Genomic DNA, 24,676 nt, shown 5'->3' with positions numbered 1-24,676 from the left:
GCGCTCCCCGGCGCCTTGCACAAGCGGCAAGCCCCCCGGGGCGCGGATTTGCCGGACAAGACGCGCAACAGCCTGTCATCGGATCCGCGCCGCGTATCCTATTCTGGCCGGGGCAGCGACGAGCAAAGCATGGGAAGGCGGCATGGCTGAGGCCGAGATCCTTCCATCGCCGGCGAACGCGACGCGATGGCCGCATGCGGCGATCCTGGCGCCCCTGTTCGTCGCCGGGCTGACCTTCGCCCTCTGCCTCGCCCTCCGTCTCTCGACGCTCGGCAATCTCGCGCTCTGGTTCGACGAGGCGATCACCGCCGATGTCGTCGCCACATCCTGGCCGGCGCTCGTCGCCGATCGGCTCGCCAACGGGCATTTCCCGACCTATTTCGCGGCTCTGAAGGCGCTCGGCCTTGGCGGCGGCTCGGAATTCGCGCTGCGCCTGCCCTCGGCGCTTTTCGACAGCGCCGCCGGCGCGCTCGTCGCGCTGGTGGCGCTCCGCCTTTCCGGCCGGATCGGGGCGATCGCGGCCGGGCTGCTCTACGCGTTCTATCCGGCGCTGATCCAGTACGGCCAGGAGGCGCGGCCCTATGCGCTGATGCTCGCCTTCGTGGCGCTCGCCATCACCGGCCAGATCGGGCTACTGACCGCCCGGCCGAGGCCCGGGCGCCAGGCCGTGCTGGCGACGATCGGCACGCTCGGCGCGGCATTCTCGATCCCCGCCGGCATCGTCCCGGTCGCACTGCAGCACCTCGCGCTTCCCGCCTGCGGGTTCCGGAAGTTCGCCCCGGCACTGAAGCGGCTCTGGTGGCGCCACATCCTCGTCACCTGGGCCGGCATCGTCCTTGCCGCGGCCTTCCTGCTCCCCTCGGTCGTGACGCAGGCCACGAAACCGGTCGGGCTGATGAAGTGGCAGGCCCGGTACGGATACGGAGATCGGGCGATCGAGGCATTCGGCGAGACCTACGGCTTCGTCGTGCCGCGCGACGTCGACCGCTTCCTGGCCGCGGGCTGGAACGGCTGGCTCGCCGCCGGCTTTCTCGGGCTGATGCTCGTCGGCTTCCTCGCGAACCGCGCGCGACCGGCCCACCGCATGCTCGCCGTCACCGCCTTCGGCACGCCGCTGGTCTTCCTCGTCCTCGGCATCTTTTCGGCCAGCGCCGGGCGCTATCTGATCGGCATGCTGCCCGCCGCCATCCTGCTCGCTTCGGCCGGCGTCACGGCGCTCGTCGAACGGGCCGGCGCGTGGCGGCTGCCGATCCTCGCCGGCCTCGCCGCCCTCTTCGCCGGCTTCGCGCTGCAGGGGCTCGACATGCTGGTGTCGGCGCGGAAATACGACTGGCGCCCCGTCGCCGCCTTCCTCGAGCAGGGCGGCGTGCGCGACACAGAACTGCTCACCGACGCGCCGCAGGCGGAAAGGGCGCTTCGCCACTATGTCGGCGAGGCGGCCCGCATCTCCTATGGCGCGATCGACCCGGCGCTGGAGCCGATCGAGATCCTGTGGTCGAAGGCGGCCGGTCGCCCCCTCGCCTTCCTGCTGACGGCGAGCTACCAGCCCTTGCCGGACGACATTCCGGAGGGCGCCATCGTCTGCCGCTGGCCCTTCGGCGACCAGACCCTGACGATGATCGCCCGCGACCTCGGCCTGGTACCCCCGGCGCTCCGGGGCTGCGAAGCGGAGAGCTGAGGGGACGGCTCGCCGAGACCTTTCTCCCAGACTGCATTCCCAAACTCGACCATCATCCTGAGGTGCCCGGCGAAGCCGGGCCTCGAAGGAGGGTCCAGCGAACACCCCTGATGGAGGCGGCGGGGCCGGTTTCGCCCGGTCTCGATTGTCAACTGGACCCTCCTTCGACGTTTCGCTCACGCGAAGCACCTCAGGATGATGGCGGAGCGGGTCGAGCGGCCTGGAAGAGAAGAAGAAGCCTGGCGTCTCCGTTAGGCTCGCCGTCATCCCCGCGAAGGCGGGGATCCATGCAGCCGAAGCCTCAACGCGCGAAACGCCCGGCAACCCGGCTGAATGGATCCCGGGTCTCCGCCCGGGATGACGGGGAGTTCTGGCCCAGGCGCCGACGCCAGGACAACATCCGCTGCGGAGCCGGAGCCTTGTCTGGAGGGTTTCCTAAACCCTCCCCCGGCTCTTCGAGCCGACCTCTCCCTCAGGGAGAGGTGAAGGAAGGCCTTCACGGTTAAAGCGCGATCGCAGCCCCAGGCTCGCCGTCATCCCCGCGAAGGCGGGGATCCATGCAGCCGAAGCCGCGCCGCGCGAAACGCCCGGCAACCCGGCTGAATGGATCCCGGGTCTCCGCCCGGGATGACGGGGAGTTCTGCCCCACGCTTCCGCCCAAACGAAAACGGGCGCCCTCGGGCGCCCGTTTCCATGTCGCGGTAGAGGAAAAAACTACTTCAGCCCGGCCGCGTCGGTGACGGTGTGCGTCCAGGCGCCGGTCGGTTCCTTGGTGATGACGGGCGCTTCGCCGCCAGCCGCCAGCAGCGTCTGGACCGTGCGCTTGTAATCCGCCTCGGCGAGCGCGCCGGAGGTGCCTTCGGTGAGCTTGTTGACCTCGCCCATCATGAACTTCTGGTGGGCCTCGGTCTGCGCGCCGGTCTCGTCATTGTCGAGGACGATCTTGGCCGCTTCCTCGGTGTTGTCGCGGGCATAGGCCCAGCCCTTCATCGAGGCGCGGACGAACTTCGCCATCTTGTCGACGAAGGCCGGATCCTTGAGCTTGTCTTCCATGACGTAGAGGCCGTCTTCCAGCGTCGCGACGCCCTGGTCCTCATACTTGAAGACGATCAGCTCGCTCTCCGGAATGCCCGCGTCGAGGACCTGGCCGAATTCGTTGTAGGTCATGGTCGAGATGCAGTCGGCCTGCTTCTGGATCAGCGGGTCGACATTGAAGCCCTGCTTCAGCACGGTGACGCCATTCGGGCCGCCCTCGGTCGAGAGGCCGAGCTTCGCCATCCAGGCGAGGAACGGATATTCGTTGCCGTAGAACCAGACGCCGAGCGTCTTGCCCTTGAAATCGTCCGGCGACTTGATGCCCGTGTCCTTGCGGCAGGTCAGCATCATGCCCGACTTCTTGTAGGGCTGGGCGATGTTGACGAGCGGCACACCCTTTTCGCGCGAAGCGAGCGCTGCCGGCATCCAGGTGGTGATGACGTCGGCGCCGCCGCCGGCGATGACCTGCTCGGGCGCGATGTCGGGACCGCCGGGCTTGATGGTGACGTCGAGCCCCTCCTCCTCGTAGAAGCCCTTCTCCTTGGCGACGTAATAGCCGGCGAACTGGGCCTGCGTGACCCATTTCAGCTGCAGCGTCAGCGGATCGGCCGCCTGGGCCGAGACGCTGGTCATGAGCCCCGCGGCAACCGCGAGCGCCCCAATCATTAGCTTCTTCATTGACCCCTCCAGGTTCGGTTCTTGTTGCCTTTCCCGGAACCCGTCCTCAGGTGCGGAAGGACGGATGCCAGAAGGTCGAGGCGCGCTCGATGAGCGCGATCACCCCGTAGAACACGGAGCCGGCCAGCGCCGCCACCGCGATTTCCGCCCACACCATGTCGATGTTCATGCGCCCGACTTCGGTGGAGATGCGGAATCCCATGCCCACGATCGGCGTGCCGAAGAACTCGGCGACGATGGCCGCGATCAGGGCGAGTGTCGAATTGATCTTGAGAGCATTGAAGATGAACGGCAGCGCCTCCGGAAGCCGGAGCTTGAAGAGCGACTGCCAGTAGCTCGCCGCATAGGTCCGCATCAGGTCGCGCTGCATCGGCTGCGAGGCGGCGAGTCCGGTGACGGTGTTGACGAGCATCGGGAAGAAGGTGGCCACCACCACGACCGCCGCCTTGGACGGCCAGTCGAAGCCGAACCACATCACCATGATCGGCGCGATGCCGATGATCGGCAGCGCCGAGACGAGGTTGCCGACCGGCAGCAGGCCGCGCTGCAGGAACGGGATGCGGTCGACCAGAATCGCGACCAGGAAGCCGGCGCCGCAGCCGATCGCATAGCCGGCGATCACCGCCTTCAGGAAGGTCTGGCGGAAGTCGGCGGCAAGGATCGGGATCGACGAGGTGAGCTTGGCCCAGACCGCCGAGGGCGGCGGGATCAGCACGCGCGGCACCTGGAAGGCGACGACGATGACCTCCCAGAAGATCAGCACCCAGATGCCGAAGATCAGCGGCACCACGAGCTTGAGCAGGAAGCCGCCGAGACCGCCGCGAGGCTTGATGGCGGCGAGCTGCGACACCAGCCGCCAGGCGAGCAGCCAGGAAGTGAAGAGCAGCGCCCAGAAGCCGGGGCCGGTATGGCCGGCGACGGAGGGCAGGATCTCAAGCGCGTACCAGGCGCCGGCATGCGCCGCGACGGCCAGCAGGATAGCTGTGACGGCGCTGCGCTCGGCCTTGACGGCGGCATAGGTCGCGAGAGCGAGCAGGAGGATGATGCTCCAGCCGGCGGCGCCTTCGCGCGACAGCAGCCGCGCCGGATCCGCCGCGTCGAGCGGCAGCGCCACGGCGGCGAACAGGCCGAGAAAGGCGAGCCAGGGCTGCAGATGACCGCGGGAACTCATCGTGCCATCCCCCGCTGTTCAAGCCCTCTCCCGCTCGCGGGAGAGGGTTGGGTGAGGGTCTTGCTGGCGATGTCGGAAGTAAGAAACACCCTCACCCCCGCCCTCTCCCGCAAGCGGGCGAGGGAGCCGATCGAGGACATGACGACCTTGCTCATCGTGCCATCCCCATGCGCTTGAGGACGATGCGGTTGGCGAGGCCGACGATTGCGACCAGCACGGCGGCGAGGATCGAGGCGGCGAGCAGCGCTGCCCAGATCTGCACCGTCTGGCCGTAATAGGAGCCGGCCAGCAATCGCGCGCCGAGGCCGGCCGAGGCGCCGGTCGGCAGCTCGCCGACGATGGCGCCGACCAGGCTGATGGCGATCGCGATCTGCATCGAGGTGAAGAGATAGGGCAACGAGGCCGGGAAGCGCAGCTTCCAGAACGCCTGCCAGGACGTCGCCGAATAGGTGCGCATCAGGTCGAGATGCATCGGATCCGGCGCGCGCAGCCCCTTCACCATGCCGACCGTCACCGGGAAGAAGGAGAGATAGGTCGAGATCATCGCCTTGGCGAGGAAGCGCGACGTATCGGTCGAGAGCCCGAGCTGGCCGTTCATGAGGTTATAGCCGACGACGACAATCATCGGCGCAATGGCGACGATGGGGATGGTCTGCGAGGCGACGACCCAGGGCATCAGGCTCTTGTCGAGGCTCGACACGTGCACGATGCCGATGGCGAGCAGCAGGCCCAAGAGCGTGCCGATGACGAAGCCGGCGAGCGTCGCCGAAAGCGTCACCCAGCCGTGATAGACGAGGCTGCGCTTCGAATTGATCGCGTAGCCAGTCGTGCTCTTCCAGAGCTCGGTCGCGACCTGGTGCGGCGCCGGCAGCAGCGGCCGCTCCATCGAGAAGGTCGCCTCGGCGAGTTGGCTGATGGTCGGCTCGACTTTCTGGCGCGCGAAGGCGTCGCGGGCGAGCTGGGCGTTCAGGAAGAAGGCGCCGACATACCAGATCGCGAGGATGGCGACGACGACGACCGTCACCGGGAAGATCTGGCCGGGCTTTCCCTCGACTCTCCTTGGTAAGACAGCTGTCGCTTGCACCATAAACTAGCGCGCCCTTACCCAGTGCCTATTCCGGTCGATCGCCAAAATTCCGTCATCCCTAAGTTTCTGAGCCGCCCAACGCATATCGTACTGCCAAGTATAGAACAGATCCCCCGCGCTCTTTAGCTCAGCCTCGTGCTCGGCCCAGATATGCCGCGCGACATCAACTATGCTGGCTTTTCCTCCACGGTGATCAACAGCTTGCAGAACCCACTGTTTTAATTTTTCTCGCACCCTACTCTCCCCCCAAGATGCACTGAAACAACCACTACAAAGATGAGGTTCGCTAATGCCTGATCAATCTCGGACCTGCCGGGTGATCCGTCCCGGCGGCAGCTACCTGGGCAAGCAGGGCTTCACCTATGTCGAGGGCATCTCCGCCGAAACGGTCGGCTCGACCGGGCTCAGCATGGTCCTCCTGACCGTCCCGCCCGGCGGCCGGGCCAGCGCCCACAAGCACGAGCACCACGAGACCGCGATCTACATCCTCGCCGGCGAGGCCGAGACCTGGTTCGGCGAGCGGCTGGAGCAACACGTCGTCGTCAAGGCGGGCGAGCTGTTCTACATCCCCGCCGACCTCCCGCATCTCGCCGTCAACCGGAGCTCCGAGCCCCTGGTCGCCGTCATCGCGCGCACCGATCCGAACGAGCAGGAGAGCGTTGTCCTGCTGCCGGAGCTGGAAGGCCTGGTGCCGCGCTGACGAGGGCCGGGCGAAGGGCGCGTCAGTCCTCATAGGAGTGCCCTGCCCTGAGACCGTTGCGGACGCGGGCGGCGACTTCCAGGAATTCCGGCGTCTCGCGGATGTCGAGCGTCCGCTCGCGCGGAAAACCGCAATCGATGATGTCGGTGACGCGGCCGGGACGCGGCGACATCACGACGATCTTCGACGAGAGGAAGACGGCCTCCGGGATCGAATGGGTGACGAAGACGACGGTCTTCTGCGTCTTCGCCCAGAGCTTCAGCAACTGCTCGTTCAGATGATCGCGGACGATCTCGTCGAGCGCGCCGAAGGGTTCGTCCATCAGCAGGAGCTCCGGCTCGACCGCGAGGGCGCGGGCGATCGAGGCGCGCTGCTGCATGCCGCCGGAAAGCTGCCAGGGATATTTGCGCTCGAAGCCGGCGAGGTTCACCAGCGCGAGATTGTCGGCGATCCGCCGCTCCCGCTCGGCCCTGGGCAGGCCCATGATCTCGAGCGGCAGCGCGACGTTGCGGGCGATGGTGCGCCAGGGATAGAGCGCCGCCGCCTGGAACACGTAGCCATAGGCGCGGGCAAGCCGCGCTTCCTCCGGCGAGACGCCGTTGACGGTGATCGAGCCGCCGGTCGGCCGCTCGAGGTCGGCGATGACGCGAAGCAGCGTGGTCTTGCCGCAACCGGACGGGCCGATGAACGAGACGAAGTCACCCTGCTTGATGTCGAGATCGATGTTCGAGAGCGCCTGGACCGGGCCGTCATTCGTCTCGAAGGTGAGCGAAAGCCCACGGATATCGATGACGGATGCCGCATTCCCGGTTGAAGGCTGACCGTCGGCTCGTTCCTCGTAAGGTTTGAACACGGCGCTCATCCCTGCCTCAGACGCCGATCGGCATATGCTCGGGCGAACGGTTGACCGCGCGGGGCGCCGTCACTTCCTTCCACTTCGAAAGCGCCGCGTTGACGGCCGGGAACGGCCGGCGCTTGATGAACTTGCCGCGGCCGGGCTGCGGCTGCGAGTTCTGCCCGTCGGCCCAGACCACCTCGCCGCGCGACAGCGTGTAGCGCGGCAGGCCGCGCACCTCGAAACCCTCGAAGACGTTGTAGTCGATGATGGATTTCTGGTTCGCGGCCGAGATCGTCTTGGAGAGCTTCGGATCCCAGACGACGAGGTCGGCGTCGGAGCCGGGCAGGATCGCGCCCTTCTGCGGATAGATGTTGAGGATCTGCGCGATGTTGGTCGAGGTCGCGGCGACGAACTCGTTCGGCGTCAGCCGGCCCGTCTCGACGCCCCGGCTCCAGAGCACGGAGAGCCGGTCCTCGAGGCCGCCGGTGCCGTTCGGGATCTTGGCGAAATTGCCGAGCCCGAAGCGCTTCTGCTCGGTGGTGAAGGCGCAATGGTCGGTCGCGACCACCTGCAGCGATCCCGCCGCGAGGCCGGCCCAGAGGCTGTCCTGGTGGATCTTGTTGCGGAAGGGCGGCGACATCACGCGCCGCGCCGCATAGTCCCAGTCGCGGTTGAAATATTCGCTCTCGTCCAGCGTCAGATGCTGGATCAGCGGCTCACCATAGACGCGCATGCCTTTCTGGCGGGCCCGGCGGATCGCCTCGTGGCTCTGCTCGCAGGAGACGTGCACGATATAGACCGGCACGCCCGCGGCGTCGGCGATCATGATGGCGCGGTTGGTCGCCTCGCCCTCGACCTCGGGCGGCCGCGAGAAGGCGTGGCCCTCGGGGCCGGTGGTGCCTTCGGCCAGGTATTTCTGCTGCAGGGCGGCGACGATGTCGCCGTTCTCGGCATGGACGAGCGGCAGCGCGCCAAGCGCCGCGCAGCGCTGGAACGACGCGAACATCTCGTCGTCGTTCACCATCAGCGCGCCCTTGTAGGCCATGAAGTGCTTGAAGGTGTTGATGCCGCGCTCGACCACCTTGGCCATGTCATCAAAGTGCTTCTCCGACCAGCCGGTGACGCACATGTGGTAGGAATAGTCGGACGAGGCCTGGCGCGTGGCGCGGCCTTCCCATTCCTCCAGCGCCGCCAGCATGCCGGGTTCGCCGGGAATGACGAAGTCGACCACCGTCGTCGTGCCGCCGGAAAGCGCTGCGAAGGTGCCGCTCTCCCAGGTCTCGGCCGCCGTGGTGCCCATGAAGGGCATTTCGAGATGCGTATGCGGGTCGATGCCGCCCGGGATGATGTAGGCGCCCGACGCATCGACGACGGTGTCGCCGGAAAGATCCGGCCCGATCGCCTTGATGGTCTCGCCTTCGATCAGGATGTCGGCCTCGTAGCTGCGATCCGCCGCCACGATCGTTCCGCCCTTGATTACCGTCGACATGGTGAAATTCCCTCTGGTCTCTCGGCCGGCTTTGCCGGCCATTCTTTTGATTTTCCGGGTTCAGCCGGCGATTTCAGCGGTCTCCAGCACGGCATGCAGGAGCACGTCGGCGCCCGCCGCCGCCCATTCCGGGCTGATTTCCTCAGCCTCATTATGCGACAAACCGCCGACGCAGGGGCACATGATCATGGTGGTCGGCGCGACCTTGGCAGTCCAGCACGCGTCGTGGCCGGCGCCGGAAATGAGGTTCATGTGGCTGTAGCCGAGCCGCTCGGCCGCTGCGCGCACGCGCGATACCAGCGTCGGATCGAAGGTTACGGGATCGAAATGGCCGACCGCCTCGATCGCGCAGCCGACGCCGAGTTCGGCCGCGATCTCGGACGCCTCGGTCTCGATCCGCGCGCGCATGCCGTCGAGCTTTTCCTGGTCGGGGCTGCGGATGTCGATCGTGAACACGACCTTGCCCGGCAGCACGTTGCGCGAATTGGGCGTGAAATTGACCTGGCCGACGCCGCCGACGGCGCCCGGCTGGTTCTCCATCGCCACCGCCTGCACCATCTCGAAGATGCGCGCCATTGCGAGGCCGGCATTGACGCGGAGGTTCATCGGCGTCGAGCCGGTATGTGCCTCGCGGCCCGTCAGCGTCACTTCCAGCCACCACAGACCCTGGCAATGGGTGACGACGCCGATCTGCTTCGCTTCCGCCTCGAGGATCGGCCCCTGCTCGATGTGGTATTCGAAATAGGCGTGCATCTTGCGGGCGCCGACCGCCTCGTCGCCGACCCAGCCGATGCGCTTCAGCTCCTCGCCGAAGCTCTTGCCCTCGAGATCGCGGCGTTCATAGGCGTAGTCGAGCGTCAGCGCGCCGGCGAACACGCCGGAGGCCAGCATGGCCGGGGCGAAGCGGGCACCCTCTTCGTTGGTCCAGTTGGTGACGACGATCGGGTGCTTCGTGCGGATGCCGAGATCGTTCAGCGAGCGGACGACCTCGAGGCCGGCCAGTACGCCGAGCACGCCGTCATATTTGCCGCCGGTCGGCTGGGTATCGAGATGGCTGCCGACATAGACGGGAAGCGCATCGGGATCGGTGCCCGGACGCGTCGCGAACATCGTGCCCATCTGGTCGACGCCGAGCGTCAGGCCGGCCGCCTCGCACCAGGACTGGAACAGCGCACGCCCTTCGGCGTCGGAATCGGTCAGCGTCTGGCGATTGTTGCCGCCTGCTATGCCCGGCCCGACCTTGGCCATCTCCATCAAGCTGTCCCAGAGGCGTTCGCCATTGATGCGGAGATTGTCGGTCGGAGCCGTCATGCAGGTCGTCTTTCGTCGTTAGAGCTCCCGGCCAGCGTCTCCAGCCGGGCGATCGGAAAAAACACGCAACGCCATCCCGCCGCGAGCGATCGCGGCGGTGTGCCTCCCCGTCAGGACGGGGAGGCTGGAATCAGAGGACTGACCCGACGACACCTTAGCGTCACATCGTCGGGAAGTTGAAGACCGCACCGGACTTGATCCCGTCCGGCCAGCGCGTCGTCACCGTCTTCAGACGGGTGTAGAAGTGCACGCCCTCCGGTCCGTAGATGGCGTGGTCGCCGAATACCGAGCGCTTCCAGCCGCCGAAGGAATGATAGGCGACCGGGACCGGGATCGGCACGTTGATGCCGACCATGCCCGCCTCGACCTTGTCGGCGAAGGAGCGCGCGGCGTCGCCGTCGCGGGTGAAGATCGCGGTGCCATTGCCGAATTCGTGGGCATTGATCAGCTCGAGTGCCTCGGAATAGGAACCGGCCCGCAGGACCGCGAGCACGGGACCGAAGATCTCCTCGCGGTAGATCGTCATGTCCTTGTCCACATGATCAAAAAGCGTGCCACCGACGAAGTAGCCGTTCTCGTAGCCCTGCAGCTTGAAGCCGCGGCCGTCGACGACGAGCTTGGCGCCCTCGGCGACACCCTTGTCGATGTAGCCGAGCACCTTCTCCATGTGCTGCTTGGTGACCAGCGGGCCCATCTCGGCGTCGCGGTCCGTCGCCGGGCCGATCTTCAGCGCGCGCACGCGCGGCGCCAGCGTCTCGACCAGCTTGTCGGCCGTCTTCTCGCCGATCGGCACCGCGACCGAGACCGCCATGCAGCGCTCGCCGGCCGAACCGTAGCCGGCGCCCATCAGCGCGTCGGCGACCTTGTCCATGTCGGCGTCGGGCATCACCACCATGTGGTTCTTGGCACCGCCGAGCGCCTGCACGCGCTTTCCGGCCTTGGTGCCGGTGGCGTAGACATATTCGGCAATCGGCGTGGAGCCGACGAAGGAGACCGCCTTGATGTCGGGATGGTGCAGGATGGCGTCGACGACTTCCTTGTCGCCATGCACGACGTTGAGCACGCCCTTCGGCAGGCCCGCTTCATAGAGCAGCTCCGCTACCAGCATGGCGGCGCCCGGATCGCGCTCCGACGGCTTCAGGATGAAGGTGTTGCCGCAGGCGATCGCCACCGGATACATCCAGAGCGGCACCATGCAGGGGAAGTTGAACGGCGTGATGCCGGCGACGACGCCGAGCGCATGGCGATCGGAATAGGTGTCGATCGCCGGGCCGACATTGCGCGAATACTCGCCCTTCAGCAGATGCGGGATGCCGCAGGCGAACTCGACCACCTCGAGGCCGCGCTGCACTTCGCCGAGCGCGTCGTCATGCGTCTTGCCATGCTCGGCCGAGATGGCGCGGGCGATCCTATCGGCGTTCTTCTCCAGGAGATCCTTGAAGCGATACATCACGCGGGCGCGCTTCATCGGCGGCGTGTCGGCCCAGGCCGGAAACGCCGCCTTGGCCGAGGCGACCGCCGCGTCCAGTTCGGCGGCGGTCGAGAGCGGCAGCGTCGCCGCGGCCTCGCCGGTGGCGGGATTGTAGACGGGCTGGCTGCGCGTCGAATTCGACGGCGAGGGCTTTCCGTCGACCAGATTGGTGATGGTGTTCAGGGCAATCGTATCCATTGTGTCCTCCCGAGCCTCAGTCGATCTGCTTCAGGACGGTCGAGAGGGTCTCGACGATCTGATCGATATGGCTCTTCTCGATGATCAGCGGCGGCGACAACGCGATGATGTCGCCGGTGGTGCGGATCATCAGGTTGTTGTCATAGGCCTTGAGGAAGGCCTGGAACGCCCGCTTGGTCGGGCTGCCCGGGATCGGCTCCAGCTCGATCGCGCCGATCAGGCCGATGTTGCGGATGTCGATGACGTTCGGCAGGCCCTTCAGGCTGTGCAGCGCGTCCTCCCAATAGCTGCTGATCTCGGAAACGCGGGTCAGCAGCCCCTCCTCCTCATAGACGTCGAGCGTCGCGAGCGACGCGGCGCAGGCGACCGGATGCGCCGAATAGGTGTAGCCGTGGAACAGCTCGATCGTGTTTTCGGGCGCGTTCATGAACGCATCATAGATCTTCTTGGACGCGAACACCGCGCCCATCGGCACGACGCCGCTGGTGAGGCCCTTGGCGGTCGTCACAAGATCGGGAACGACGTCAAAATAATCGACCGCGAAGGGCGTGCCGAGGCGGCCGAAGCCGGTGATGACCTCGTCGAAGATCAGCAGGATATCGTGCTTGTCGCAGATCTCGCGCAGCCGCTTCAGATAGCCTTTCGGCGGCACCAGCACGCCGGTCGAGCAGGCGACCGGCTCGACGATCAGGGCGGCGATGTTCGACGCGTCATGCAGCGCGATGACCTTTTCCAGATCGTCGGCGAACTCGACGCCGTGTTCCGGCTCGCCGCGGGTGAAGGCGTTGCGCGAGAGGTCATGCGTGTGGCGGATGTGATCGACGCCGGTCAGCATGGTGCCGAAGGTCTTGCGGTTGCCGGAGATGCCGCCGACCGAGATGCCGCCGAAGCCGACGCCGTGATAGCCGCGCTCGCGGCCGAGCAGGCGGAACTTGGTGCCGTTGCCCTTGGCGCGGTGATAGGCAAGCGCGATCTTCAGCGCGGTATCGACCGATTCCGAGCCGGAATTGGTGAAGAAGACATGGTCGAGCGGCGACGGCATCATCGCCGAAAGGCGGGCGGCCAGCTCGAACGCCTTGGGGTGGCCCATCTGGAAGGCCGGCGCGTAATCGAGCTCGGCGACCTGCTTCGACACCGCCTCGACGATCTTCGGACGACCGTGGCCGGCATTGACGCACCAGAGGCCGGCGGTGCCGTCCAGGATCTGGCGGCCATCGGCCGAGGTGTAGTGCATGTCCTTGGCGCCGACCAGCATGCGCGGGTTCTGCTTGAACTGCCGGTTTGCCGTGAACGGCATCCAGAAGGCTTCGAGGTTGTTCGGAATAGGCGCCGTGTTCATGATGCTGGGTGTCCCTCTACAGCCGATTTTCAAGCGCGGCCGGTCACTTTCTCGAACGTATCCGTAGGGCCAAACCCGGTCAAACGGTTGCGGGCGTTAAGAATGTTCTTTATATCGAACGCATGAACGCCTCGCATTTCGACATCGATGTCGGCGGCAGGCTGCGCGAGCTGCGCATCCGCCACGGCCTTTCGCAGCGGGCGCTGGCGAAGCGCGCCGGCGTCTCCAACGCCACCGTCTCGATGGTCGAGGCGAACCGGATGAGCCCCTCCGTCTCCGGCTTGCGGCAGATCCTTTCCGGCATCCCGTTCAGCCTGTCGGAATTCTTCGCCGAGGCGCGGCCGCCGGCCGAACAGGTCGTGTTCCGCGCCGCCGAGCTGAAGGAAATCGGCGGCGGCAAGATCTCGTATCGCCAGGTCGGCAGCAATCTCGAGGGCCGGTCGCTGCAGATGCTGCACGAACGCTACAAGCCGGGCGCGGTTTCCGGCAAGGCGATGCTGTCGCACCAGGGCGAGGAAGCCGGGCTGATCATCCGCGGCCGCATGGTGCTGGAGGTCGACGGCGCACGCTACGAGCTCGCCGCCGGCGATGCCTATTTCTTCGACAGCCGCAAGCCGCACGCCTTCCGCAATGTCGGCGAGGAAGACCTGGAACTGGTCTCCGCCTGCACGCCGCCGAGTTTCTAACCGGAGAGGCCCGGCGCGAAACCATTGAAATCGGGCCGGAATCGGCCGAAAGTCTCCTGAGGCGTCAAACGGCGTCGCATGCGGAGCCGAGCGAGCCAGAACGGACGGATGACCCAACGCGCCGCGGAGATCCAACGGGAAAGCCTCAATCCGTCATGACACGTGTCGCCCTGACGCCTGCCAACACCGCCCGCGCGCGCCAGACCAAGAAGCGCACGCGCATCCAGGCGGAGAACGAGGCGCGCATCCTCGACGCCGCGCTGGAGATCTTCTCGAGCTACGGCTTTCGCGGCGCGACCGTCGACCAGATCGCCGATCTCGCCGGCATGACCAAGCCGAACCTGCTCTATTATTTCCGCCGCAAGGAAGACATCTACCTGGCGATCCTGCGCCGGACGCTGGAGCTCTGGCTGCAGCCGCTGGAAGCGCTCGGCGAGGGCGACGATCCCGTCGCCGAGATCCGCAGCTACATCGACCGCAAGCTGGAGATGTCGCGCGAAAATCCGAAGGCGTCGCGGCTCTACGCCATGGAGATCATGCAGGGCGCGCCGATCCTCGGCGGCGTGCTGGAGACGCGGCTGAAGACGCTGGTCGACGACAAGGCCGAAGTCGTCCGGCGCTGGATCGCCGAGGGGCGCCTGGCGCCGATCGACCCGCACCACCTCATTTTCATGATCTGGGCGACGACGCAGCACTATGCCGATTTCGACGTCCAGGTCCGCGCCACGCTGGGCGAGGCGACCGGCGACAACCGCCATTTCGAGACCGCGACGCAGACGCTCGAAGCGATCTTCCTGAACGGGCTGCTGCCCAAGCCGCAGTAGTCCCAAGCCGCCGGAAAGAAACGACCGCGCCGGCGCCTCGGCCGGAACGAATTTGCGCGACCTCGCCTTCATCTGGAACAACGGCCGCCGTCCTGCTAATCCAGTCAAGCAAACTTGGCTCGGATATCGGACTCATCCAGCATGCTGACGATGGACGACGTAGCGGCAATTCCTCTTTTTTCTTCGCTTCCCCGGCAACAGATCGAGCGGCTGACGCGGAACGCTGCCGACATCAGCCTTTCCGTCAACGAATTCGCCGTGCATGCCGGAGAGGAACCCGCGCTCTATGCCGTGCTTTCCGGCAGGATCGAGGTGGTGAAGACTTTCGACGGCGTGGAAAAGACGCTGGGCTGGCGCAATCCCGGCCAGATCTTCGGCGAGGTGCCGATCGCGCTCGGCTCGCCCTTCCCCGGCAGCTATCGCGCCGCGGAACCCTCGCGCGTGATGCGGATCGAGCTGCAGCATTATTACGCGCTCGCGGCGATCGCGCCCGACGTCTCGCAGAAGGTCAGCGCGCTGGCGCGCGAGCGCATTGGCGGGCTGCAGAGCCTCGCCGCCGAACCGCAGAAGCCGCGCGTGACGCTGGTCTGCGACCGCTGGGACACCGCCGGCGGCGACATCCGCCGCTTCCTCGCCCGCAACCAGATCTCGTTCAACTGGCTGACGCCGGATTCGCCCGATCTGCCGGCGCAATGGTCCGGCCCCTGCCCGCCGGAAGAAAGCTGCCCGGCGCTGCGCTTCCCGGATGGCGAGACCCTGCTCCGCCCGAACATCCGCACGCTCGCCGACCGCCTCGGCCTGCAGACGAAACCGCGAATTGCCGAATATGACGTCGCCATCATCGGCGCCGGGCCGGCAGGGCTGGCCGCCGCTGTCTATGGCGCCTCGGAGGGGCTCCGGACCATCGTCATCGAACGCGAGGCGCCCGGCGGCCAGGCCGGCACCTCGTCGCGGATCGAGAACTATCTCGGCTTCCCGAGCGGCGTCTCCGGCGACGAGCTGGCGAGCCGCGCGCTGCAGCAGGCGCGCCGCCTCGGCGCCGAGATTTTGGTGACGCGCGCCGTCGAGCACATCGATCCGGCGGCGCACCGGATCACCCTCGACGGCGGCGAGATCGTGCAGGCGCGTACCCTGATCCTCGCCACCGGCGTTACCTGGCGCCGCATGTCGATCGAGGGCTTCGACCGCTTCATCGGCAAGGGCATCTACTATGGCGCGGCGCGCAGCGAGGTCGGCGCCACGCACGGCCTCAACATCCACCTCGTCGGCGCCGGCAATTCCGCCGGCCAGGCGGCGCTCTATTTCGCCAACCACGCCAACACGGTCACGCTGGTGGTGCGGGGTGACTCGCTCGAAAAGAGCATGTCGCAATATCTGATCGACCAGATCCGCGCGAAGTCGAACATCACGGCGCTGCTACATTCCGAGATCGTCGCCGTGCATGGCGAGACGAATTTGACGGCGATCGACATCCGCAGCAATCAAAGCGGCGAGACCAGCCGGCATGATTGCGGCGGCGTGTTCAACTTCATCGGCGCCGACGCGGAGACCTCCTGGCTGCCGCCCGAGATCGCCCGCGACGCGCGCGGCTTCGTGCTGACCGGCGACGATTTGAGGAAGACCGGCCAGGCCTTTCCGGACCGCGATCCCTATCTGCTGGAGACCAGCGTTCCCGGCGTCTTCGCCTGCGGCGACGTGCGGCTGAGCCCGGTCAAGCGCGTCGCCGCCGCCGTCGGCGAGGGCAGCATGGCGATCGCCTTCGTGCACCAGTACCTGGCGCGCGAGGGCCGCAAGGCCGCCTCGGCCTGATCGGCTTGACTGAAGACACACCTCGGGCGGCGAGTCCCGGCGCGCCGCCCGACAGAACAATTTCGTGTAACGGTTTGGCGCCTCCGATGATCCGCGCAGCCGCCAGTGCAAATTGCGACGCTTCAGACGTATTTCCAGAAATCTACCGTCGCAATTCTCAACTCCACTCGTGATTGAGAACGGCGATCCCCTCTATCAGGGTGATTTGGATCCACGTTCCTTCGCCAGCCGGCGGGCATGCGGGATGATCATGGCTCACGACTGGGGAGTGCGTCATGAAATCCATCCGAAACATCCTCGCCGGCATCGGCTTCACCGCCGCGCTGGCGCTGCCCTTCGCCGCGCAGGCGACGGTTCCCGAGGGCCCGCTCGTCTCGGCCGAGTGGCTCGCCGACAATCTCGACCATCCGGATATCCGCGTCTTCGAGGTCAGCGTCGATCCCGGCCTCTACGAGCGCGGCCACATCGCCGGCGCCGTCAATCTCGACTGGCACACGGAGCTGGTCGACTCGGTCAGCCGCGACATCGCCCAGCGCGACGCCTTCCAGGCCAAGCTGCGCGAGGCCGGCGTCGGCCCGGAGACGACCGTCATCCTCTATGGCGACAACAACAACTGGTTCGCCGCCTGGGGCGCCTGGGTATTCGACGTCTACGGCTTCGGCGACAAGGTGAAACTGCTCGACGGCGGCCGCAAATACTGGGAAGCCAAGGGCCTGCCCTTCGACACGCGCACGCCCGAGCATGCCGCCACCACGCTGGACCTGCCCGAGCGCAACAACGCGCTGCGCGCCCGCCTCTCCGACGTCATCGCCACGGTCGAGAAGCAGAAGGACGACGTCCTCGTCGATATCCGCTCCGCGCCGGAATATGAGGGCAAGGTGTTCGCGCCGGAAGGCGTCAAGGAACTCGCCGTCCGCGCCGGTCACATCCCGGGCGCCGTCAACGTGCCGTGGGGCAAGGCTGTGGCCGAGGACGGCCGCTTCAAGTCGCCCGAGGAGCTGAAGGCGATCTACGCCGAGGTCGGCGTCGACGGCTCCAAGCCGGTCATCACCTATTGCCGCATCGGCGAGCGCTCCAGCCACACCTGGTTCGCGCTGAGCCGCATCCTCGGCTACGACGTCCGCAACTATGACGGCTCGTGGACCGAATACGGCAACAGCGTCGGCGTCCCGGTCGTCAACCTCGCCGGCACGGTCTGGACCGGCAAGTAATTTTGCTTCCTCCGACATGGGCGGGCGTCGCGCGAGCGGCGCCCGCCTGATTGCGTTCAGCCGAACCTCCCCTTCCGCGGATCCGCCATGCCCAGCCTGAGCCCGCCCAGCCCGACAGCGTCCGCCCCGACGCGCCCCCTCGCCATCCTGATCGCCGTCACCATCGTCGCGGGCGTCCTGCTCCTCGCGCGCTTTGCGACGGAGGCGACCAGCGAGGGCCGCGCCATCGCCTTCTCGCTGCTGGTCGGGCTTGCCTTCGGCATCGTCCTGCAGCGCTCGCGCTTCTGCTTCCTCTGCCATTTCCGCGATTTCCAGGAACGGCGCGACGCGCGCGGCGTGGTCGCGATCCTGGTCGCGCTGGCGCTGGGCGCGCTGCTCTACCCGATCGTCATCGCCTCCTGGATGCCGGTGATCCGGCCCGGCGCGCTGCCGCCGGACGCGCATATCGGCCCGGTCAGCCTGGCGCTCGCGGTGGCGTCGCTCGTCTTCGGCATCGGCATGGCGATCTCGGGATCCTGCCTGTCGGGCCATCTCTACCGCCTCGGCGAGGGCTCGCCGACATCGCCCTTCGCCATTCTCGGCGCGCTGATCGGCTTCGGGCTCGGCTTCCTGACGTGGAACTGGATCTATGTCGCGGCCGTCGCCACCGCGCCTTCCGTCTGGCTGCCGCATCATTTCGGCTATGAGGGCACGCTCGCCCTCGGCCTCTTCGTGCTGGCGGCGCTCATCCTCGCGGCGTTCTGGCTCGGCCGCCCCGTGCCGCGCGCCGCAGAGCCGGAGGGAGAACACGGGCAGGTCAAGCTCCTGCTGCGGCGCGTCTTCGTCGAGCGCTGGCCCTATAGCCTCGGCGGGGCGGCGGTCGCCGTCATCTCCGCCTTCGCCTTCCTGCGCGTCGGCCCGCTCGGCGTCACGGCGGAGCTCGGCAGTATCGCCCGCACGTCGAGCGCCGCGCTCGGCGCGCTGCCCGAGACGCTGCACGGGCTCGATGCCTTGCGCGGCTGCGCCACGGCGGTCAAATCCGCCATTCTGTCGAAGAACGGCGCCCTGGTCGGCGGGCTGGTCGCCGGCAGCTTCGCGGCGGCGCTGGTCGCCGGCCAGTTCACGCCTGCATGGCCGACGCCGAAGCAGGTCGCCAAGGGGCTGGTTGGAGGCATCCTGATGGGATGGGGCGCGATGACCGGCCTCGGCTGCACGGTCGGCGTTCTGCTCTCCGGCATCCATGCCGGCGCGCTGTCAGGCTGGGTCTTCCTGGTCTTCTGCGCGATCGGCGTCTCGGCGACGCTCGCGATCAGCCGCCGCGCCACGCGCGCGACGGCCTGAGCTTCCGAAGGAAGCCTATTCCGCCGGCTCGGCCGGGACGAAGGCCTTCGCCATCGGGTTGTTCTTGTGCGTCGTCCAGTTGGCATACTGGTCGGTGATCGCAAATCCGGTGCGCGGATCGACGCCCTCGACCATCTGCTCCATGGTGATGCAGTTATCGACCGGGCAGACATTGACGCAGAGATTGCAGCCGACGCATTCGGCGTCGATCACCTCGAAGTGCCTGATACCGTCGAGCATCGAGGTGATCGCCTGGTGCGAGGTGTCCTCGCAGGCGATGTGGCAGCGGCCGCACTTGATGCAGAGATCCTGGTCGATCTTCGCCTTGGCGACGTAGTTCAGGTTCAGATACTGCCAGTCGGTGACATTGCCGACGGCGCGGCCGACGATCGGCTCGATCGTCTCGAAATCGTGCTTGTCCATGTAGTCGGACAGGCCCGAGATCATCTCCTGCACGATGCGGAAGCCATAGGTCATGGCGGCGGTGCAGACCTGCACGTTGCCGGCGCCGAGCGCCATGAACTCGACCGCGTCGCGCCAGGTGGTGATGCCGCCGATGCCGGAGATCGGCAGGTCGCGGGTCTGCGGATCCCTAGCGATCTCGGCCGTCATGTTGAGGGCGATCGGCTTCACCGCCGGGCCGCAATAGCCGCCATGGCTGCCCTTGCCGTCAACCGTCGGGATCGGCGCGAAATTGTCGATGTCGACGCCGATGATCGAGTTGATGGTGTTGATCAGCGACACGGCATCAGCGCCGCCATTATGCGCGGCACGCGCCGAGGTGCGGATATCGGAGATGTTGGGCGTCAGCTTGACGATGACGGGCATGCGCGTGTGCTGCTTGCACCAGCGCGTGACCATCTCGACATATTCGGGAACCTGGCCGACGGCGGCGCCCATGCCGCGCTCGCTCATGCCGTGCGGGCAGCCGAAATTCAGCTCGACGCCGTCCGCCTCGGTCTCCTCGACCTTGGCGAGGATGTCCTTCCAGTAGTGCTCCTCGCAGGGGACCATCAGCGACACGACCACGGCGCGATCCGGCCAGTCGCGCTTGACCTCCTTGATCTCGCGCAGATTGACGTCGAGGGGCCGGTCGGTGATCAGCTCGATGTTGTTCAAACCGATCAGGCGGCGGTCGTTCGAGTGGATGGCGCCGTAGCGCGGGCCGGAGACGTTGACGACAGGCGGATCGGTGCCCAGCGTCTTCCAGACGACGCCGCCCCAGCCGTCCCTGAAGGCGCGGACGACGTTGTAGGCCTTGTCGGTCGGCGGCGCGGAGGCCAGCCAGAACGGGTTGGGCGACTTGATGCCGGCGAAGGTCGAGGCGAGATTGGCCATGGGTTCCTCCTAGGCCGCGACTGACGGGGTCGAAAGCGCGAGATGGATGGATTCGGCGGCAATGCGGCCGTCCGCGACGGCAGCCACCGTCAGATCCTCTCCGGTTGCGGCGCAATCGCCGCCGGCCCAGACGCCCGGAAGCGTCGTGCGCCGCTCGTCGTCGACACGGATTTTGCCATTTTCCAGCGCGATCGTCTCGGCCGATCCGTTCAGGGCGGCGGGGACGAAGGTCTGGCCGATCGCCTTGAAGACGGTGTCGGCGGCAAGCGTGAACAGAGCGCCGGTGCCGACCAGCCGGCCGTCCTCCTCGCGCGTCTCCTCGAACTCGATGCCGGTGACCCGGCCCGCCTCGGTGACGAGCCGGCTCGGCTTGGCGTTGTGGCGGATCAGCACGCCGTCGGTCTGGGCGAGGTCCTGCTCATATTCCGACGCGCCCATCCTGGCCTGGCCGCGGCGGTAGACGACGGTGACCTCCTTGGCGCCGAGGCGCTTCGACTGCACGGCGACATCGATCGCCGTCATGCCGCCGCCGACGACGACAACGCGGCCGCCGACCGGAAGCGTGCCCAGATCCGTCGCCTGGCGGAGATCGGCGATGTAGTCGACCGCGTCGGCGACGCCGTCGAGATCCTCGCCCGAAAGGCCGAGCGCGTTGACGCCGGCGAGCCCCATGCCGAGGAAGACGGCGTCATAAGCGGAGCGCAGCTCCGACAGGCTGATATCGCGGCCGATCGCCTTGCCGTGCTCGATCGTGATGCCGCCGATCGACAACACGAAGTCGACTTCCTTCTGGGCGAAATCGTCCGGCGCCTTGTAGGCGGCGATGCCGTATTCGTTGAGGCCGCCGGCCTTCTCGCGGGCGTCATAGATGACGACGTCATGGCCGTGCATGGCGAGGCGGTGCGCGGCGGCGAGGCCGGCTGGTCCCGCGCCGACGACGGCGACCCGCTTGCCGGTCGCCTCCGCCCGGGCGAAGGGCTGCTCGCCGCGCTCTTCCATCAGCACGTCGGTGGCATAGCGCTGCAAGAGGCCGATCTTGACCGGCTTGCCCTCGGCCGCCTCGCGGACGCATGCCTCTTCGCAGAGCGTCTCGGTCGGGCAGACGCGGGCGCACATGCCGCCCAAAATGTTCTGCGACAGGATCGTCTCGGCCGAACCTTCCGGATTGTCGGTCAGGATCTGGCGGATGAAGAGCGGGATGTCGATCGAGGTCGGACACGCCTTCACGCAGGGCGCGTCGTAGCAGAAATAGCAGCGATCGGACTCGACCAGCGCCTGATGCCGATCGAGCGGCGGGTGGATATCGAGAAAATTGGCGACGTATTCGTCGGGCGACAGACGGCCCGTTGCAATGTCCGGCACATGCGTGGGCATATGCGTCCCTCCCTGTCGGCCGCCTAGGGCCCTGGGTCCAGTTCCGGCCGGCGCCATGCCGTCCGGCATCGATCCGACAACACGGCTCGCCCCTCTTTATTGTGTCCGGGCCGCGTCGAAGTCTTGATCATTTGGACAAACTTTCTGGAAACCGTCAAGGCTTGATTTGAGCCATTCCAAACTGTGCTTTGCACAATATCACGGCATTCCGTTTGCAGCGGACAGACGCCGCTATGCCGCGCTGGCGACGCATCAAAATTGCGCGAACCGCCCAGCCCGCAGCCACTTCGGACCCATCTCGCCCGGCCGGATCGCCTATTTTTCAGGCAAGTCTGTTTTTTGACCAGTTGATCGGGGAATTTCCGGCGTAGCCCAGCCCAGAAAATCGCCAGAAATGGCGGATTTCCGCCGCTGGCACGCGACTTGCCACTCCTTTTCGCAGGTTCAATCGGAGACGAAGATGGCACGCCCCGCGGATCTCGAACTGGCCTCGGTGACCAAGAGCTACGCCGGCACGATCGCCGTCGACTCCATCAATCTGAAGATCAAGGCCGGGACCTATTGCTGCCTGCTCGGGCCATCGGGCTGTGGCAAGTCCTCGACGCTCCGCATGATCGCCGGCCACGAGGCGGTTTCCGACGGCGACATCGCGCTCGGCCACGAGATCGTGAACAAGCTGCCGCCGGCCAAGCGCGGCACGGCGATGATGTTCCAGTCCTATGCGCTGTTCCCGCATCTCTCGGTCCGCGACAACGTCGCCTTCTCGCTGAAGATGAAGGGCGTCGGCAAGGTTGACCGCTCGATCAAGGCGACCGACGCGCTGAAGCTCGTCGACATGGAGCGCTATGCCGAGCGGCTGCCGAGCCAGCTTTCCGGCGGCCAGCAGCAGCGCGTGGCGCTCGCCCGCGCCCTCGTCACCGATCCGCAGATCCTGCTGCTCGACGAGCCGCTCTCCGCCCTCGACCCCTTCCTGAAGATCAAGGTCCGCGCCGAACTGAAGCGCTTCCAGCGCGAGCTCGGCATCTCCTTCATCCATGTGACGCACAGCCAGGAAGAGGCGATGGCGCTGGCCGACCTCATCGTCATCATGAACAACGGCAGGATCGAGCAGGCCGGAACCCCGCGCGAGATCTTCAACGCCCCGGCGACCGAGTTCGTCGCCCGCTTCATCGGCGGCCACAACGTCATGCCGATCGACGGCCGCACCGTCAGCGTCCGCGCCGACCGGCTGAGCGTCTCGGCCGAGGGCGGTGACGGCGTCGCCGCCTCGGTGCGCGAGGTCGAGTACCAGGGCACCGTCGTCTATGTCAGCCTCGCCACCGATGCCGGCCTCGAGCTGACGGCCATCGTGCCGGAACGCACCTTCTACCAGAACCCGTTCCAGACCGGCGACACCGTGACGGTGCGCTGGGACCCCAACGACATCCACGAACTTTCCGCCGCCGCCTGAGCGCGCGGTTTCCTGCGACAACACCAGAGGAGACCAAGGGAATGGACGACAAGAACAAGACCGGCATCTCGCGCCGCACGCTGCTGAAGGGCTCCGCCATCACGGCCGGCTTCCTCGGCACCACCGCCGTGACCGGCTTCCCGGCGGTGCACGCCGACGAGCCGATCACGCTGCGCTACCTCTCGACCGCGACCAACCAGTCGCCGGCGATCGCCGCCAAGGCGAAGGAAGTCACCGGCATCAACATCGAATACGTCACCGTCACCACCGACGACGTCACCAAGCGCATCATCACCCAGCCGGACTCGTTCGATCTCGTCGACACGGAATATTTCGCGCTCCGCAACCTGATCCCGTCCGGCAATTTCCAGGCGATCGACGCCAAGAAGGTGAAGCTGGTCGACAAGCTGGCGACCGCCATCACCAAGGGCGAGGTCGACGGCAAGAAGATCGGCAACCAGGGCACGGCGCCGCACAAGGTGCTCTATCTCGAGAAGCAGCGCGGCAAGGAGTTCGCCAAGGAGCAGACCGAGTGGCTGACCCTGATCCCGACCACCTACAACGCCGATACGCTCGGCATCCGGCCTGACCTGATCAAGCGCCCGATCGAAAGCTGGGCCGAGCTGCTCAATCCCGAGTTCAAGGGCAAGACCTCGATCCTCAACATCCCGTCGATCGGCATCATGGACGCCGCCATGGTCAACGAGGCGATGGGCGTCCTGAAATATGGCGACAAGGGCAACATGACCAAGGAGGAGATCGACAAGACGATCGCCACCCTGATCGAGGCCAAGAAGGCCGGCCAGTTCCGCGCCTTCTGGTCGGACTTCAACGAGAGCGTCAACCTGATGGCCTCGGGCGAGACCGTCGTGCAGTCGATGTGGTCGCCGGCCGTCACCGCCGTTCGCCTCAAGGGCATCCCCTGCACCTTCCAGCCGCTGAAGGAAGGCTATCGCGCCTGGGCCTCGGGCTTCGGCCTGCCGAAGACGCTGAAGGGCAAGAAGCTCGACGCCGCCTACGAATTCATCAACTGGTTCCTCGACGGCTGGGCCGGCGCGCATCTGAACCGGCAGGGCTACTACGCCGCCGTGCTCGATACGGCGCAGAAGAACATGGAGCCCTATGAGTGGGCGTTCTGGATGGAAGGCAAGCCGGCCGAGAAGGACATCCACGGTCCGGATGGCGGCCTGCTCGAAAAGGCCGGCACGATCCGCGACGGCGGCTCCTACAACACCCGCATGGGCGCGGTCGCCTGCTGGAACTCGATCATGGATGAGAACGCCTACATGATCCAGAAGTGGAACGAGTTCATCGCCGCCTGACCGGCTGGCGACAGGAAGCTCCCTGCAAGGCCGCCGGAGTCTCGGCTCCGGCGGCACCGCGGGTCTCCTCACCTCTCCCTGAGGAGACTTTTGCGCAACGCCGCCCTGCAATCATGCAGTGCTCCAATTCCATCATCCTGAGGTGCCCGAACGCAGTTCGGGCCTCGAAGGACGCAGGGTCTCGGGGCAATCTATCGATGGCACGGCCGCTCTGCGTGCTTCGAGACGGCCCTGCGGGCCTCCTCAGCATGATGAGGGAGGTGTTCTGCAAAGGCCTCCTCAGGGAGAGGTGAAGCAAGGGGCCCCGCTCGCCCCGCACATCCAATCAGAGCGCACCGAAACGGAGC

General features: G+C 66.5%; 19 protein-coding genes. 9 read left to right on the top strand and 10 right to left on the bottom strand.

Going from position 1 to position 24,676, the window contains the following annotated elements; translation table 11 throughout:
- Positions 1–142 precede the first annotated feature (142 nt).
- Positions 143–1,678 (top strand): glycosyltransferase family 39 protein, encoded by a 1,536-nt coding sequence (locus tag K32_RS01215; protein WP_201402279.1) that lies wholly within the window; start codon positions 143–145, stop codon positions 1,676–1,678.
- A gap of 714 nt (positions 1,679–2,392) precedes the next feature.
- Here K32_RS01215 and K32_RS01210 read toward each other — a convergent pair.
- From K32_RS01210 to K32_RS01200, 3 genes are all read right to left on the bottom strand, one after another.
- Positions 2,393–3,391 (bottom strand): ABC transporter substrate-binding protein, encoded by a 999-nt coding sequence (locus tag K32_RS01210; RefSeq protein WP_201402278.1) that lies wholly within the window; start codon positions 3,389–3,391, stop codon positions 2,393–2,395.
- A 46-nt stretch (positions 3,392–3,437) separates the two neighbouring features.
- Entirely contained in the window at positions 3,438–4,562 is a 1,125-nt protein-coding gene (locus tag K32_RS01205) for an ABC transporter permease (RefSeq protein WP_201402277.1), read from the bottom strand.
- 151 nt (positions 4,563–4,713) lie between these two features.
- Complete coding sequence (locus K32_RS01200) at positions 4,714–5,649, bottom strand: ABC transporter permease (RefSeq protein WP_201402276.1); 936 nt, start codon at positions 5,647–5,649, stop codon at positions 4,714–4,716.
- Positions 5,650–5,938: 289 nt separating this feature from the next.
- Here K32_RS01200 and K32_RS01195 point away from each other — a divergent pair, with 289 nt between their 5' ends.
- Positions 5,939–6,349: a cupin domain-containing protein gene (locus tag K32_RS01195; protein WP_201402275.1), complete on the top strand. Its 411-nt coding sequence runs from the start codon at positions 5,939–5,941 to the stop codon at positions 6,347–6,349.
- Between the two features lie 22 nt (positions 6,350–6,371).
- Here the strand turns inward: K32_RS01195 and K32_RS01190 are convergent, their stop codons facing one another.
- From K32_RS01190 to K32_RS01170, 5 genes are all read right to left on the bottom strand, one after another.
- Complete coding sequence (locus tag K32_RS01190) at positions 6,372–7,211, bottom strand: ABC transporter ATP-binding protein (protein ID WP_201402274.1); 840 nt, start codon at positions 7,209–7,211, stop codon at positions 6,372–6,374.
- Positions 7,212–7,218: 7 nt separating this feature from the next.
- A complete protein-coding gene (gene hydA, locus K32_RS01185; protein ID WP_201402273.1) occupies positions 7,219–8,676 on the bottom strand; it encodes a dihydropyrimidinase in 1,458 nt (485 codons plus the stop codon).
- Positions 8,677–8,736: 60 nt separating this feature from the next.
- Positions 8,737–9,987 (bottom strand): Zn-dependent hydrolase, encoded by a 1,251-nt coding sequence (locus K32_RS01180; RefSeq protein WP_201402272.1) that lies wholly within the window; start codon positions 9,985–9,987, stop codon positions 8,737–8,739.
- 160 nt (positions 9,988–10,147) lie between these two features.
- Complete coding sequence (locus K32_RS01175; protein WP_305798449.1) at positions 10,148–11,656, bottom strand: CoA-acylating methylmalonate-semialdehyde dehydrogenase; 1,509 nt, start codon at positions 11,654–11,656, stop codon at positions 10,148–10,150.
- A 16-nt stretch (positions 11,657–11,672) separates the two neighbouring features.
- Positions 11,673–12,995, bottom strand: a complete 1,323-nt coding sequence (locus K32_RS01170) for an aspartate aminotransferase family protein (protein ID WP_201402271.1) — start codon at positions 12,993–12,995, stop codon at positions 11,673–11,675.
- Between the two features lie 122 nt (positions 12,996–13,117).
- Here K32_RS01170 and K32_RS01165 point away from each other — a divergent pair, with 122 nt between their 5' ends.
- The 5 genes from K32_RS01165 (at position 13,118) to K32_RS01145 (ending at position 18,845) form a co-directional block, all read left to right on the top strand.
- Positions 13,118–13,681, top strand: coding sequence for a cupin domain-containing protein (locus K32_RS01165; RefSeq protein WP_201402270.1), 564 nt, complete (start codon positions 13,118–13,120; stop codon positions 13,679–13,681).
- Positions 13,682–13,836: 155 nt separating this feature from the next.
- The gene (gene rutR / locus K32_RS01160; protein ID WP_201402269.1) at positions 13,837–14,505 is read left to right on the top strand and encodes an HTH-type transcriptional regulator RutR; all 669 of its coding nucleotides are present in this window, start codon (positions 13,837–13,839) and stop codon (positions 14,503–14,505) included.
- A gap of 141 nt (positions 14,506–14,646) precedes the next feature.
- Positions 14,647–16,314, top strand: a complete 1,668-nt coding sequence (locus K32_RS01155) for an FAD-dependent oxidoreductase (RefSeq protein WP_201402268.1) — start codon at positions 14,647–14,649, stop codon at positions 16,312–16,314.
- 275 nt (positions 16,315–16,589) lie between these two features.
- Complete coding sequence (locus K32_RS01150; protein ID WP_201402267.1) at positions 16,590–17,525, top strand: sulfurtransferase; 936 nt, start codon at positions 16,590–16,592, stop codon at positions 17,523–17,525.
- Between the two features lie 87 nt (positions 17,526–17,612).
- Positions 17,613–18,845, top strand: coding sequence for a YeeE/YedE family protein (locus K32_RS01145; RefSeq protein ID WP_201402266.1), 1,233 nt, complete (start codon positions 17,613–17,615; stop codon positions 18,843–18,845).
- Between the two features lie 15 nt (positions 18,846–18,860).
- Here the strand turns inward: K32_RS01145 and preA are convergent, their stop codons facing one another.
- Together preA and K32_RS01135 are read right to left on the bottom strand one after the other, a co-directional pair.
- Positions 18,861–20,183: an NAD-dependent dihydropyrimidine dehydrogenase subunit PreA gene (gene preA, locus K32_RS01140; RefSeq protein WP_201402265.1), complete on the bottom strand. Its 1,323-nt coding sequence runs from the start codon at positions 20,181–20,183 to the stop codon at positions 18,861–18,863.
- A 9-nt stretch (positions 20,184–20,192) separates the two neighbouring features.
- Entirely contained in the window at positions 20,193–21,557 is a 1,365-nt protein-coding gene (locus K32_RS01135) for an NAD(P)-dependent oxidoreductase (protein WP_201402264.1), read from the bottom strand.
- A 460-nt stretch (positions 21,558–22,017) separates the two neighbouring features.
- Here K32_RS01135 and K32_RS01130 point away from each other — a divergent pair, with 460 nt between their 5' ends.
- Both K32_RS01130 and K32_RS01125 read left to right on the top strand, forming a co-directional pair.
- A complete protein-coding gene (locus tag K32_RS01130) occupies positions 22,018–23,007 on the top strand; it encodes an ABC transporter ATP-binding protein (protein WP_201402263.1) in 990 nt (329 codons plus the stop codon).
- Positions 23,008–23,048: 41 nt separating this feature from the next.
- Entirely contained in the window at positions 23,049–24,329 is a 1,281-nt protein-coding gene (locus K32_RS01125; protein WP_201402262.1) for a PotD/PotF family extracellular solute-binding protein, read from the top strand.
- Positions 24,330–24,676 lie beyond the last annotated feature (347 nt).

The organism is Kaistia sp. 32K (assembly GCF_016629525.1).
Taxonomy (GTDB): domain Bacteria; phylum Pseudomonadota; class Alphaproteobacteria; order Rhizobiales; family Kaistiaceae; genus Kaistia.
The sequence above is the reverse complement of the archived record's forward strand: the minus strand, read 5'-3'. Positions and strand labels throughout refer to the sequence as shown.